The following is a 13,187-nucleotide window of genomic DNA, read 5'->3' as shown; positions in this document are numbered from 1 at the left end:
ACGCTGCGGCCGCGCCGGATCTGATCGCCAGGCGCGCCTTACCTGAAGGAGCAGCCGGCAACGCAGAGAGCACACCCGAACGCATCGCTGCGCAAGCGAAGTCCAGTTTGCCGGTCGTCCGATAAGCGCACAACACTGCGGTAATCGGTCTTGAACACCACCTGCAATCGGCCTAGCGTGCATGCGGTTGCCACGCGTTGATCGCGGTCTGCCGCACGTACCAGTTTTTCCAGTTGGCGGCCACGTGGCGTGGCACGGCGCACAAGGCACGCCGCGATGCCGCACGTCCTGCAGCGACACTAGACCAGCACGCCTCATCTCACAGGACACGCCAATGCTCCAAAGCACCCCAACTTCCACGCACTTTGTCCTGGAGCGCATGACGCCGTTCCAGTGGAGGGCCGTGGCGGTGTGCGTGCTGCTGACGATGCTCGACGGCTTCGACGTGATGGCGATGGCATTCACCGCTCCGCATGTATCGGCCGACTGGCAGCTGTCGGGCAAGCAGCTGGGGGCGCTGTTCAGTGCCGGGCTGGTCGGCATGGCGGTGGGCTCGCTGTTGCTGGCGCCGTTGGCAGACCGCATCGGCCGCCGTGCGCTGATCCTGGTGTGTCTGGCCATCCTGACCGTCGGCATGGGCGTGTCTGCGCTGGCTGGCAATGTGTGGCAGCTGGGCGCCCTGCGGGCGTTCACCGGGGTCGGGATCGGCGGCATGCTGGCCTGCGTGGCGGTGACCGCTGCCGAATATTCCACCGCACGCTGGCGCAGTACGGCGACGGTGCTGCAGGCCACCGGCTACCCGGTCGGGGCGACGATCGGGGGCGCGATCGCGGCGCTGCTGGTGCAGCACTGGTCCTGGCCAGCGGTGTTCTGGCTCGGTGCGCTCGGCTCGCTGCTCTGCGTGCCGCTGGTGCTGGCCTTTTTGCCCGAATCGCTGGACTTTTTGATCGCCCGCCGGCCGCCCCACGCGCATGCACGCTTCAATGCGGTGCTGGCACGCATGGGGATGGCGCCGCATCCGCAGTTGCCGCTGCCACCTGCGCAGGCGGCAGGGCAGGCGCAGGGGTATGCGGCCTTGTTCGTGGGTAAGCTGCGGCGGCAATCGCTGCTGATCGCGCTGGCGTTCTTCCTGCTGATGTTCGCGTTCTACTTCGTGCTCAGCTGGACGCCCAAGCTGCTGGTGACCGCCGGCCTGTCGGCGGCCGAGGGCCTTACCGGCGGGGTGCTGCTGAACCTGGGCGGCATTGTGGGCGGCACGTTATTCAGTTGGTTGGCCCTGCGCGGGCGCTTGTCGCGGCTCACCGCCGGCGCACTGGTGCTGGTGGCGATCGGGATGGTCGCGTTCGGGTTGAGCAGCACGGTGCTGAGTTGGGCATTTGTCACCGCGTTGCTGACCGGTGCGGCCCTGACGGCGGCGATGGGTGGGCTGTATGCGGTTGCGCCGGTGGTCTTTACCGCGGCGGTGCGCTCCACCGGCATGGGCTGGTCGATCGGGATCGGGCGTCTGGGCGCCATTGCCTCGCCGCTGTGCGCCGGGGTGCTGCTGGATGCCGGTTGGTCGCCGGCCATGTTGTATCTGGCCTGTGGCGTGCCGTTGCTGTTCGCCGCTGCTGCGGTGGTGGCGATGCGCTTGCCGGAGCGCTGAATTGCTCAGCTTGCGGTGCCCAATGCCGGCTGGTGTGGCGGCTGCGGTTACGTTCGTAGACCAAAGAAATCGCGACCGGTGCCGATAACTCCGGAGACCGCCAAGCCCGTGGCGGACTCTTCCGTGGATATTGTGCAGACCAGCGCCGGCATGCTCAGAACCATCGACTCCGACCAACTCCGTCCCGGCATGTATGTCTACAAGCTGCTGGGCGCGTGGGTGCACCATCCGTTCTGGAAAACGTCCTTTCTGGTCGATTCCGACGACGTGGACAAGATTCACGGCAGCCGGATCGAGCAACTGGTGATCGACACCGCCCGCGGCCTGGATGTGGACACCGGCGCGACGGTCGACGAGCAGGAGACGGGCGCTGCGCCACCGCCGCCGCCCACGCCGGAACCGGAGCCCGAACCGCCGGAGCCGGCGTCCACCGCGCGCAGTGCACGGACCAACAGCGTCACCGCGCAGGTCGGGATCGAAGCCGAAGTGGTGAGGGCGCGGCGTATTTTTGAAGACGGCCGCGACATGGTGGAAGCGATGTTTCGCGACGTGCGGCTGGGGCGCACCGTCGACACCGAGGCGGCCATGCCGCTGGTGGAAGCCATCAACGATTCGGTACTGCGTCATCCGCAGGCCTTGATCAGCGTGGCGCGGCTCAAGACCGCCGACGACTACACCTATCTGCATTCGATGGCCGTGGCCGGGCTGATGAGCGGGCTGGCGCGGCAGCTCGGTCTGCCCGAGGCGCAGGTGGTGGAAGCGGCGATGGGCGGCCTGCTGCACGACATGGGCAAGGCGGTGACGCCGTTGGACATTCTCAACAAGCCCGGCCGGCTCACCAACGACGAGATGGAAGTGATGCGCCAGCATCCGCTGGATGGACATCGCCTGCTGATGGCCGGCGGCGTGCAGAACGCGGTGGTGCTGGAAATCGCGCTGCATCATCACGAAAAGATGGATGGCAGCGGGTACCCCAACTGCCTGGTCGGCGAAGACATCTCGCTGATGTCGCGGATGGGCGCGGTGTGCGATGTGTACGACGCCATCAGTTCCGACCGCCCCTACAAACGCGCCTGGGACCCGGCCGAATCGCTCAAGCAGATGGCGTCGTGGAAGGGTCACTTCGACCCGGCGATCTTTCAGGCATTCGTGCGCCGGCTGGGCATTTATCCGGTCGGCTCGCTGGTGCGTCTGGAATCGCAAAAGTTGGCCGTGGTGATCGAACAGACCCCGGACGCGCTGCTCAAGCCCAAGGTGCGCGTGTTCTATTCGGCCAAGTTGCGCAGCCACGTGCTGGTGCAGGACATCGACCTGTCGCGGCCCGACTGCCAGGACCGCATTGCGCAGATGGAAAGCCCGACCGACTGGGGCTTCCGCGATCTCGAGAAACTCTGGCTGCCGTAAGCGCGCAGCGCAGGGCGCCTTGCCGGGCATTGCAGGCGCAGCGTGGGCGGGCGCGGCCGTCGGTGATCTCGACAGTGGGCTGCGGCGATAACGCCGTGGCAGCCATCGCAGCTGGCTCACCTGCGATCCGCACTTGCCTTCCCGCTACCCGGCACCAGGCACCAGGCACCAGGCACCCAGCACCCAGCACCCGTCTGCGGACTAGCGAGCGCGACCATGCTGCGCTGCAGCTTGGCAATGTAGTTATGATCAATAACTATTCCGGAACGCAATCACTTGCCGACCGGATCTCATGTCCAAGCCGTGCCTGGATCACCGCCGTCCCCCGCACATCGCAGCGCTGCTGTACCGATGGCAGGCGCATGCGTGGAAGAGCTGTGCGGCAGACGCACGGACGCGTGCGCAAACAACGCGCGTACCGGCAGCCTGCATGTCCACATCGGCAGGCCTGGCCGCGTCTACAATGCGCTGCACGCCGGGGATCGGCGTTGCGGACCGGGCGCATGGCGCGTACCGCTCCGCCCGCTGCCTTTGTCGCGAGAACCGTCATGCCCGCTACTGCCACTGCTGCACCGTTGCCCGATGCCATCACTGCGGTGGACCAGGCGCGTCTGCTGCGACTGCTGGGCTATCGCATCACCCGCACCGAACTGCTGGTGCGGCGGATGTTCCAGGAGTGCGTTGCCGCCTTCGATCTGAAGCCGGTCGATTTTTCCCTACTGATGCTGGTGGACGGCAATCCGGGCATCAACCAGCGCCAGATCGGCGACGTGTTGCATGTGTCGGCTCCGAATCTGGCCATCGTGGTGGCGCGGCTGGTCAAGCGCCGTCTGCTGCGTCAGGTGCGCGGGCGTCAGGACCGGCGCATGCAGCATCTGTCGTTGACGCCGGCCGGCGTCACCCTGCTGACCGATGCCGAAGCCGAAGTGCTGCGCATGGAACAGCAGCTCAGTGCGGTGCTCGGTACCAGCGAGGCGCCGCTGCTGCGCGCGCTCGATCGCCTGGATCGGCTCGACACGCTGTAAGCCCGCTGCGCCAGCCCGTTGCCGGGCGGCGTGATCTCACCAATATCTTGATGACACGTGCTGTGCGCAGCGCGGGGATCGCCCCTGCCTGATCGCGTGCCAGGTGGCACGCCCGCTGTTTTCTTCCAACGCTGGAGATGTGCGTCGTGATTCGACCCTTGGTGGTGCGTGGCGTGGCTGTAAATGCAATGTGGCGGGTGCGTGCAGCGCTCGGCATCGTGGGGCTGCTTGCGAGCGGGGCGGCGCTGGCGCAGGGCGTGCCGCAGAGCATGGCGTTGACCAATGGCCTCAACACCGGCGGGACGAGTTTTCTGGATGGCTTTACCCGCACTACGCCCGGCTGGGCGGTGATCACCTACCTGCGCCAGACCTCGCTGGATTCGGTGAAGGACGCGCGTGGCGACGATGTGCCGGTGTTCGACAACCCGCGCATCGACTCGACGCTGCTGCTGACCCAGATCGCGTACGTCACGCCTTACAAATTGTTCGGTGGCGTAGTGGGCTTCAACACGCTGCTGCCGCTGGTGAATCTGGATGCCTCGTTCGGTCGCAACAGCATCGCCACCTTGCGCGACAACGGCGCCGGCGTGGGCGATCTGACCTTCGGCCCGTATGTGCAGATGCTGCCGGTAATGCGCGACGGGCGGCCGGTGTTCTCGCAGCGTTTCGAGTTCAACGCGGTGGCACCGATCGGCAAGTTCGACCGCGACCGCGATCTCAACCAGGGCTCGGGCTATTGGTCGCTGATCCCCAATTACGCAGTGACGGTGCTGCCCACGCCCAAGTGGGAAATCAGCGCACGCTTCAACTACGTCTACAACTTTCGCAGCGAGCGCAGGCCCAACCTGCCCGACGGGTTTGCGTTCCGCAACGGCCAGGCAGGCGACGCGGGCTGGATCAATTTCGCCACCTCCTGGGAAGTGGTGCCGGATGTGCGATTCGGCATCAACGCGTATTACCTCACGCAATTTCGCGATAACCGCACCAATGGCCAGCGCGTGCCCGACAGCCGCCAGCGTGTGTTTTACGCCGGCCCGGGCGGTGTATGGCGGTTCGATGCCGACAACATTTTGTTCGCCAATCTTTACCTGCCGGTGGAAGTCAGAAACGCGGCTTCCGGCAACAACGTCAACCTGCAGTACGTTCATGTGTTCTAGTGCCGGCGCAGCTGGCTCCTACGGAGGGTGACAATGAATTTGCAAAACAAGACGATCGTGGTGACCGGTGTGGCGTCGGGTATCGGCGCAGAGGTCGCACGGCTTGCGCGGTTCCATGGCGCCACGGTGATCGGTGTCGATCGCACTCCGGTGCAGATGACCCTGCATGGCTTCCATCAGGCCGACCTGGGCGATACGGCCTCAATCGATGCGCTGGTGCGCGCGCTGCCGGAGAAGATCGATGCCCTGGCCAACGTGGCCGGCGTGCCGGGCACCGCACCGCTGGATGTGGTGGCACGCGTCAATTACCTGGGCCTGCGGCATCTGAGCCAGGCCCTGCTGCCGCGCATCGTTGCCGGCGGCAGCATCATCAATGTCGCGTCGATCCTGGGCGCAGAATGGCCGCAGCGGCTGGACCTGCACAAGCAACTGGCCGCTACCGACAGTTTCGACGCCGGCACCGCATGGCTGGCCGCGCATCCGGTGGCGCACGACACCTGCTATCAGTACTTCAAGGAAGCCCTGATCGTGTGGACCTTGCTGCAATCGCGGCCGTGGTTTGCCGAGCGCGGTGTGCGTGTCAACAACGTCTCGCCCGGGCCGGTGTTTACGCCGATCCTTGGCGATTTCGCCGCCATGCTGGGCGAGGAGCGCGTCAAGGAAGACGCCAAGCGCATGACACGCCCTGCGTATGCCGACGAAGTGGCCGAGGCCATCGTGTTTCTCGCATCCGATGCCGCGCGCTGGATCAACGGCATCACCCTGCCGGTCGATGGCGGCCTGGCATCCACCACTCTGTAATTCCCCCACTGTTTTAGCAGGAGCTAGACCATGAATGCTCTTCCCAGCGCAGCGGTCGCTGCGACCGCGACACCCGCTTGGCACGGCTGCATCTTCAATGGCGATTGGGTGCCCGGCCACGGCGGCGCGTTGCCGATCTATGAGCCGGCCACCGGCGGTTTGTTGCACGAGGTGAGCAAGGCCGATCTGGCCGATGTTGCCGCCGCCGTGGCACAGGCCAAACAGGCGCAGCGCGCCTGGGCCGCTACCGCGCCGCGTGAGCGTGCTGCGATCTTCCATCGCGCTGCACAGGTGATGCAGGCACGCAGTGCCGAAGCCGCGTTGCTGATCGCACGCGAAACCGGCGGCATCCTGCCCAAGGCGCAGCGCGAAGTCGATGAAGCTGTGGTGTTCTACCAGCAGTCCGCCGGCCTGCCGTTGCAGGCGGTTGGGCAGGTGCTGCCGACCGGCGCCGGCCAGCTCAGCCTTGCCCGTCATCTGCCGTTGGGCGTGGTGGCGGTGATTTCCCCGTTCAACTTTCCGCTGATTCTGTCGCTGCGCTCGGTTGCACCGGCATTGGCGATGGGCAATGCGGTCATCCTCAAACCCGACCCGCGCACGCCATACACCGGTGGTGTGATCATTGCGCAGGTGCTGGAAGAAGCGGGCCTGCCGAAGGGCTTGCTGCATGTGCTGCACGGCGATGCGCAGATCGGTCAGGCGTTGGTAGAAGCGCCGGATGTTCCGATGATCGCCTTTACCGGCTCCACTGCCGCCGGCCGCCGCATCGGCGAAATTGCCGGGCGACATCTGAAAAAGGTGGCGCTGGAACTCGGCGGCAACAACGCCGTGATTGTGCTCGACGACGCGGATCTAGACCGCGCTGCATCGGCGATTGCCTTTGGCGCGTACCTGCATCAGGGCCAGATCTGCATGGCCACCGGACGGGTGCTGGTACAGCGCAGCGTGGCGGATGCGTTGACCCAGCGTCTGGCGGAAAAAGCGCGGCATCTGCCGGTGGGCGACCCGGTCAGCGGCACCGTGGCATTGGGCCCGATCATCGACCAGCGCCAGCTGCAACGCGTGATCGATATCGTCACCGACAGCGTCGCTGCCGGTGCCGTGGTGGAAGCCGGCGCGACCAACGAGGGGCTGTTCTACGCGGCCACCGTGCTGTCCAACGTGCGCCCCGGTATGCGCGTGTTCGATGAAGAGGTGTTCGGGCCGGTGATCAACATCACCGTGTTCGATACCGACGAAGAAGCCGCGGAAATGGCCAACCACAGCGAGTATGGTCTGGCCGCCGGCATCATGTCGGCGTCGGTGTCGCGCGCGCTGGCCCTGGGCGAACGCCTGCATACAGGGCTGCTGCATATCAACGACCAGACCGTGGTGGACGAGGTGATCAATCCATTCGGCGGCACCGGCGCATCCGGCAACGGCACCAGCGTCGGTGGCCCTGCTGATTGGGAGCAGTACACGCACTGGCAGTGGCTGACGATCAAGAACGAGGTACCGCAGTACCCGTTCTGATGGCAGGCGCCGGGATCGGCTAGCTGGTCCCGGCGCAGCTCCAAGACATGGCGGGTTGTGTCGCTGTGTCAGTGCCGAGCTTGTGGCGACGTTTTCGTGCCGCCGGCTCGGCGGCGCTTCATCGACTCACTCGCCGGTGCGAAAACGCGTCGGCGAGCAGCCTGCCTGCCGCGCGAAGTAGCGGCTGAAATACGCAGCGTCGAAAAATCCAAGCGCTGCGGCAATCTGCTGCACGCTCAGGCTGGTGTAGCGCAGGTTGCGACGTGCTTCGAGCATGATCCGGCGCTGCAATAATTCCAATGCGGACGCATTGGCCAGCCGTCTACACAACGCAGTGAGGTGGCCTGGCGTCAGTCCCAGCTGATCCGCGTAGCGGGAGATCGGCCAGTGTGCGCGGTAGTGCTGGTCGATCAAGGCTTGATAGGCGCGCAGATGCCGCAGGGCCGGATCGGCTTGCGCGTTGGCCACGGCCGCGTCTTGCAGGCCCTGCAGCGCAGCGCGTGCGGTCCAGATCACCAGTTGCGTTGCTGCGGCCTGCAATGCGGCCTCGTGCCCGACGCGCTGATGCGCGTGGTCGTCGGCGATGCTGCCGAACAGCACATCGAGCAGGCGTTGCGAGGTTCTGACCGGCAGTACTGCCGGCGTCGCCAGGCTGGATTGCAGTAGCGGTGCAGCGCTCAGGGCGTCGCGCACCAGCGGCATGCACAAGGTGATGATGTGCCCGCGCACCTGCGGGTCGAACGCGAACCCGTGCACGCACAGCGGCGGCAGCCATACCACGGTGGCGCCCCGCAGACGCTGGGTGCGTCCATCCAGTTGCAGGGTTGCCGGCCCGCGCTGCACATACAGCAGCTGCGCCAGATCTTCATGTCGGTGCGGGGTGATGTGCCAGTCATGCAGCCGGCTGCGTGCGGCGATCGACTCCCAATGCAACAACTCCGGTGCATCGGCGTGCCGCTCGCCGTACAGGCCGAATGCGGGAACAGCAGCGACTGCAGCAGTGTGGTGTGCGCGTGTAGGCATCGTCGAAAAGTCCAAGTACTGCCTGCAATCATCCCTTCAATGGCAGCGGTTGGCTACCGACACTGCAGGTCTGATCATTGAAGGCAGGAGCGCCCCATGCGGACGCAGGTTGCAATCATCGGTGCCGGGCCATCCGGGCTGCTGCTGGGCGAGCTGTTGCTGCGCGCCGGCATCGACACCCTCATCGTCGAACGGCAGACCCCGGAACACGTGGTGGGGCGCATCCGCGCCGGTGTGCTGGAGCAGGGCAGTGTGGAGTTGCTGCAACGCGCCGGTGTCGGCGAGCGCGTGCAGCGCGAAGGGCTGCCGCATCATGGCTTCGAACTGTCGCTCGATGGCCAGCGTGAGCGCATCGATCTGCTGCGCGGCTGCGGCCGCGGAGTCACGGTATATGGCCAGACCGAAGTCACCGCCGATCTGATGCAGGCGCGTCAGCGCAGCGGTACGCCCACCTACTACGACGCACGCGACGTCACCCTGCACGCGTTGGACAGCGCCGCACCCAGCGTCGAGTTCACGCATAACGGTGCCCGCCTGCGCGTTGCCTGCGACTACATCGTCGGCTGCGACGGCTTTCATGGGGTCAGCCGCGCCAGCATCCCGGCCGAGCGCGTGCGCCTGTTCGAGCGCGTCTATCCGTTCGGCTGGTTAGGCGTGCTGGCCGATACGCCACCGGTGCACGATGAGCTGATCTATGCGCGCCATCGGCTCGGCTTTGCGTTGTGCTCGATGCGCTCGCCCACCCGCACACGCTACTACGTGCAGGTGCCGGCAGACGCCCGCGTGGAAGCCTGGAGCGATGCGGCGTTCTGGGACGCATTGCGCGCACGCTTGCCGGCAGCATTGGCCGAACAATTGGTCACCGGCCCATCGATCGAAAAGAGCATCGCGCCGCTGCGTAGCTTCGTCGCCGAACCGATGCAATACGGCCGCCTGTTTCTGGCCGGCGATGCCGCGCATATCGTGCCGCCCACCGGCGCCAAGGGGCTGAACCTGGCGTTGGCCGATGTCGGCCTGCTCGCGCAGTTGTTCGCGCGCTGGAAGGCATCCGGCGATGCCGATGTGTTGCAGCAGTACTCGTCCCTGGCGCTGCAGCGGGTGTGGAAGGCCGAGCGGTTTTCGTGGTGGATGACCACGCTGCTGCACACCTTCGACGACGAGGATGCCTTTACTGCACGCATCCGCCAGGCCGAGTTGGAGTATTTGCTGGGCAGCGAAGCCGGCCGCGCGACCATCGCGGAGAACTATGCGGGGCTGCCGATGGCCGAATTGGCCGAGGCCTGACGCAGCCATTTCGAAGGTAATTCTTTTATCACCAGGCAGTTTTGAAATGCCCTGGTGCACTTCCGGGTGGCTAGCGCAGCAGCGGATGTGCTCGGTAGGGTGGCATGGACGCGTGGCGGTTGCTGTCCATGCAAGGACGCGTCATTCCCCCAATAGCGAGCCGTGCGCCAACTCCCCCGCGAGCGCACGACCCGTTTCCTCCCAGGAGAGCCCCATGAAAAAGATTGTTTCCCGCGCCTTGTTGCTGATCATGCTGGTCGCACCGATGGCGGCGTTCGCGCAGACCGCCGTCACTGAAAATACCAATCACCAGAAGATGCTGCTCGGTTCAAATTGGTACGAGACCGCCAATAAGCGCCTGGTTTACGACTTTTGGCGCATCGTGTTCGAAGCGGGGCAGGTGCAGTACGCGCCGATGTACATGGACAAGAACTACATCCAGCACAACCCGAATGTCGCCAACGGGCGCGATGCGTTCATTGCATTTCTGACCGCCTTCGTGAGGCCCACCCCGGTACAGCCGCGCGTGCAGTTGCCGTTGGTGGCCATCACCGCCGATGGCGATCTGGTCACGCTGGTGTCGGTGCGCACGCTGCCGGACCCGCGTAACCCGGGCAAGACCTATACCACCACCTGGTTCGACATGTTCCGTATCGAAAAGGGTCTGATCAAGGAACATTGGGACCCGGACACCATTGCCGGCCGCGCAAATACCAGCGGTCAGTAATCGTGTGACGTATCGCCGGCCTGCACGGTGCAGGCCGGCGATAGATGCGTTGGGTAACCAGCGAACACTGCGGCAGAACGCACGCCGGCAGCCACCATCAGGCGCAGCTGCTTAGCTGATCTTGAAGCCCATCGTCGCTTCCACCGCCTGCTGCCAACCAGCATACAGTTGTTCGCGTTTGTCCTCGGCCATGGCCGGTTCGAAGCGTCGATCCACCGCCCATTGCTTGGCGATTTCTTCGCGGCTGCTCCAGAAGCCGGTTGCAAGACCTGCCAGATACGCTGCACCGAGCGCGGTGGTTTCGGCCACTTCCGGGCGCAGTACCGGCACGTTGAGAATGTCGCTCTGGAATTGCGCCATGAAGTCGTTGGCGATCGCGCCGCCGTCGGCACGCAGTTCCTTCAACTCGATGCCCGAATCGCTCTGCATCGCGGTGAGTACGTCGCGGGTCTGATACGCCATGGATTCGACCGCCGCCCGCACGAAGTGCTCCTTGCTGGTGCCACGGGTCAGGCCGAACACTGCACCACGAATATCGCTGCGCCAATACGGCGCGCCCAAGCCGACGAAGGCTGGCACCAGGTAGACGCCATCGTTATCGCCAGCGCGTTCGGCATAGGCCTGCGAGTCGCTGGCCTTGCCCAGCATGCGCAAGCCATCGCGCAACCACTGCACCACCGAGCCGGCGACGAAGATCGCGCCTTCCAGCGCGTACTCGACCTTGCCATCGATGCCCCAGGCAATGGTGGTCAGCAGGCCGGCCTTGGAGATCACCGCCTTGTCGCCGGTATTCATCAGCATGAAACAGCCGGTGCCATAGGTGTTTTTCGCCATGCCCGGCTCAAAACACGCCTGGCCGAACAACGCCGCCTGCTGGTCGCCGGCGATGCCGGCGATGGGCACCTGCTCGCCGTAGAAATACTGGGTTTGGGTCATGCCATAGACCTCGCTGGAGGAGCGCACCTCCGGCAGCATCTGCGCCGGTACGTCCAGCATCTCCAGCAGCTCCGCATCCCATTCCAGGGTGTGGATGTTGAACATCATGGTGCGCGAGGCGTTGGTGTAATCGGTCACGTGCACCTTGCCGCCGGTGAGGTTCCAGATCAGCCAGCTGTCGATGGTGCCGAAGGCCAGTTCGCCGTTGCGTGCGCGCTCGCGTGCGCCCTCCACGTGATCGAGGATCCACTTGACCTTGGTGCCGGAAAAATACGCATCGATCAGCAGCCCGGTCTTGTCGCGCACCATCTGCTCATGGCCGGCTTCCTTTAGCTGGGTGCAGATGTCCTTGGTCTGCCGCGATTGCCACACGATGGCGTTATAGATCGGCTGGCCGGTGGCCTTGTCCCAAACCACCGCGGTTTCGCGCTGGTTGGTGATGCCGATGCCGGCGATCGAGCGCGCATCGATCTGCGCGTTGTTGAGCAGCTCGGTAATGGTGGTGTAGACGCTGGTCATGATCTCGCGCGGGTTGTGTTCCACCCAGCCCGGCTGCGGGAAGATCTGCCCGAATTCGCGCTGCGCCACGCCGGCCACCTTGCCCTGGCGATCGAACAACATCGCGCGCGAGCTGGTGGTGCCCTGATCGATCGCAAGGACGTATTGCTTTTCCATCGAAGATTCCTCAAACAATGCCGGCATTGGCGCGCGGCGAGAGTGGTCGGTGCAGCCTGGGAGCGATATGCGGGCTGCCGGTTAGCGGCGGCCCGCACATCGTCGTGGTGGTCGATTCACTGCGCGGCGACTAGCGCGGATCCAGCGGCGCGGTGTCGCCCTGCAGATGGCGCACGCGCGCCGGCAGGAACGGCAGGATCAGCCACTGGTAGGCCAGTGCGCCGATCGGCCCGCCGATCAACGGGCCGACGATCGGGATCCACCAGTAATTGTCCTTGGCCGGCAACGCCGCCTCGCCCCAGCCGGCGAAATACGCGAACAGACGCGGGCCGAAATCGCGCGCCGGGTTCATCGCCCACGCTTCCAGATAGCCCATCGACGCACCCAGCGTTGCCACCAGCAGGCCGATCATCAACGCGCCGGAATTGGCGCCCGGCGCGGCTTCGTTGAAGCGCTCGGTGATGGCGAAGATGCCGAAGATCAGGAACGCGGTGATGATGATCTGGTCGACCAGCGCATGCATTGGCGTGACCGCAAGACCGGGCGCGGTGAAGAACACACCCGCCGCACCGCCGGCTTCGCGAGTGAGCTGCTGCACCTGGTTGAAATGGTCGATCACCGGCCCGTACAACTGATAGACGATGGCCGCGCCCAGGAAGGCGCCGATGACCTGCGCAATCCAGTACGGCACTACCTTCTTCCACGAAAAATCGCGGAATAGCGCCAGCGCCAGCGTGACCGCCGGGTTGGCGTGCGTGCCCGACACCGAGCCGGTCACGTAGATCGCCAGCGTCACCGCCAGGCCCCAGGCGATACACACACCCCAATAGGCGTTCTGGTAAGGACTGGGGTCGTAGAGGATGTACATCGCCGCGACCGAATCGCCGAGCGCGATGATGATGAACATCGCGATCGCCTCGGAAATCAACTCACCCACGAGTTGACGGCTCATGCGCGCAGGCCCGCGAGCAGGTCATTGCAACGAACAGGGGATTGCG

11 protein-coding genes are annotated in these 13,187 nt (G+C 65.1%); 8 read left to right on the top strand and 3 right to left on the bottom strand.

Going from position 1 to position 13,187, the window contains the following annotated elements:
• Nucleotides 1-334 precede the first annotated feature (334 nt).
• From RQH86_RS12010 to RQH86_RS11985, 6 genes are all read left to right on the top strand, one after another.
• Nucleotides 335-1,645 (top strand): MFS transporter, encoded by a 1,311-nt coding sequence (locus RQH86_RS12010; RefSeq protein WP_311239195.1) that lies wholly within the window; start codon nt 335-337, stop codon nt 1,643-1,645.
• Nucleotides 1,646-1,795: 150 nt separating this feature from the next.
• On the top strand, nt 1,796-3,049 hold the full coding sequence (locus RQH86_RS12005) for an HD-GYP domain-containing protein (RefSeq protein WP_311239197.1): 1,254 nt from the start codon (nt 1,796-1,798) through the stop codon (nt 3,047-3,049).
• Nucleotides 3,050-3,597: 548 nt separating this feature from the next.
• Nucleotides 3,598-4,074, top strand: a complete 477-nt coding sequence (locus RQH86_RS12000) for a MarR family transcriptional regulator (RefSeq protein ID WP_115552710.1) — start codon at nt 3,598-3,600, stop codon at nt 4,072-4,074.
• Nucleotides 4,075-4,262: 188 nt separating this feature from the next.
• Nucleotides 4,263-5,231 carry a transporter gene (locus RQH86_RS11995; protein WP_311260586.1) on the top strand — a complete coding sequence of 323 codons (969 nt, stop codon included), beginning with the start codon at nt 4,263-4,265 and terminating at the stop codon, nt 5,229-5,231.
• 33 nt (nt 5,232-5,264) lie between these two features.
• Nucleotides 5,265-6,032 (top strand): coniferyl-alcohol dehydrogenase, encoded by a 768-nt coding sequence (locus tag RQH86_RS11990; RefSeq protein ID WP_055853410.1) that lies wholly within the window; start codon nt 5,265-5,267, stop codon nt 6,030-6,032.
• 30 nt (nt 6,033-6,062) lie between these two features.
• On the top strand, nt 6,063-7,544 hold the full coding sequence (locus RQH86_RS11985) for a benzaldehyde dehydrogenase (RefSeq protein ID WP_115526830.1): 1,482 nt from the start codon (nt 6,063-6,065) through the stop codon (nt 7,542-7,544).
• A gap of 126 nt (nt 7,545-7,670) precedes the next feature.
• Here the strand turns inward: RQH86_RS11985 and RQH86_RS11980 are convergent, their stop codons facing one another.
• Entirely contained in the window at nt 7,671-8,567 is an 897-nt protein-coding gene (locus RQH86_RS11980) for a helix-turn-helix domain-containing protein (protein WP_311239526.1), read from the bottom strand.
• 96 nt (nt 8,568-8,663) lie between these two features.
• On the opposite strand from RQH86_RS11980, the gene pobA reads away from it, so the two are divergent.
• Together pobA and RQH86_RS11970 are read left to right on the top strand one after the other, a co-directional pair.
• On the top strand, nt 8,664-9,851 hold the full coding sequence (gene pobA, locus RQH86_RS11975; protein WP_311239527.1) for a 4-hydroxybenzoate 3-monooxygenase: 1,188 nt from the start codon (nt 8,664-8,666) through the stop codon (nt 9,849-9,851).
• A 214-nt stretch (nt 9,852-10,065) separates the two neighbouring features.
• Entirely contained in the window at nt 10,066-10,578 is a 513-nt protein-coding gene (locus RQH86_RS11970; protein ID WP_055853403.1) for a nuclear transport factor 2 family protein, read from the top strand.
• Between the two features lie 111 nt (nt 10,579-10,689).
• On the opposite strand, the gene glpK is transcribed toward RQH86_RS11970, so the two are convergent.
• Both glpK and RQH86_RS11960 read right to left on the bottom strand, forming a co-directional pair.
• Nucleotides 10,690-12,189, bottom strand: coding sequence for a glycerol kinase GlpK (gene glpK / locus RQH86_RS11965; RefSeq protein WP_115512812.1), 1,500 nt, complete (start codon nt 12,187-12,189; stop codon nt 10,690-10,692).
• 130 nt (nt 12,190-12,319) lie between these two features.
• Entirely contained in the window at nt 12,320-13,141 is an 822-nt protein-coding gene (locus RQH86_RS11960; protein WP_055853399.1) for an MIP/aquaporin family protein, read from the bottom strand.
• Nucleotides 13,142-13,187 lie beyond the last annotated feature (46 nt).

Source organism: Xanthomonas sp. WCS2018Noco2-27, assembly GCF_031843525.1.
Lineage (GTDB): Bacteria > Pseudomonadota > Gammaproteobacteria > Xanthomonadales > Xanthomonadaceae > Xanthomonas.
This window is presented reverse-complemented; position numbering and strand designations above follow the sequence as displayed.

Bases quoted from the DNA above. Each gene is read 5' to 3' on its own strand.
- RQH86_RS12010 (WP_311239195.1), top strand. From the start codon at position 335: ATGCTCCAAAGCACCCCAACTTCCACGCACTTTGTCCTGGAGCGCATG.
- RQH86_RS12005 (WP_311239197.1), top strand. From the start codon at position 1,796: ATGCTCAGAACCATCGACTCCGACCAACTCCGTCCCGGCATGTATGTC.
- RQH86_RS12000 (WP_115552710.1), top strand. From the start codon at position 3,598: ATGCCCGCTACTGCCACTGCTGCACCGTTGCCCGATGCCATCACTGCG.
- RQH86_RS11995 (WP_311260586.1), top strand. From the start codon at position 4,263: ATGTGGCGGGTGCGTGCAGCGCTCGGCATCGTGGGGCTGCTTGCGAGC.
- RQH86_RS11990 (WP_055853410.1), top strand. From the start codon at position 5,265: ATGAATTTGCAAAACAAGACGATCGTGGTGACCGGTGTGGCGTCGGGT.
- RQH86_RS11985 (WP_115526830.1), top strand. From the start codon at position 6,063: ATGAATGCTCTTCCCAGCGCAGCGGTCGCTGCGACCGCGACACCCGCT.
- RQH86_RS11980 (WP_311239526.1), bottom strand. From the start codon at position 8,567: ATGCCTACACGCGCACACCACACTGCTGCAGTCGCTGCTGTTCCCGCA.
- pobA (WP_311239527.1), top strand. From the start codon at position 8,664: ATGCGGACGCAGGTTGCAATCATCGGTGCCGGGCCATCCGGGCTGCTG.
- RQH86_RS11970 (WP_055853403.1), top strand. From the start codon at position 10,066: ATGAAAAAGATTGTTTCCCGCGCCTTGTTGCTGATCATGCTGGTCGCA.
- glpK (WP_115512812.1), bottom strand. From the start codon at position 12,189: ATGGAAAAGCAATACGTCCTTGCGATCGATCAGGGCACCACCAGCTCG.
- RQH86_RS11960 (WP_055853399.1), bottom strand. From the start codon at position 13,141: ATGAGCCGTCAACTCGTGGGTGAGTTGATTTCCGAGGCGATCGCGATG.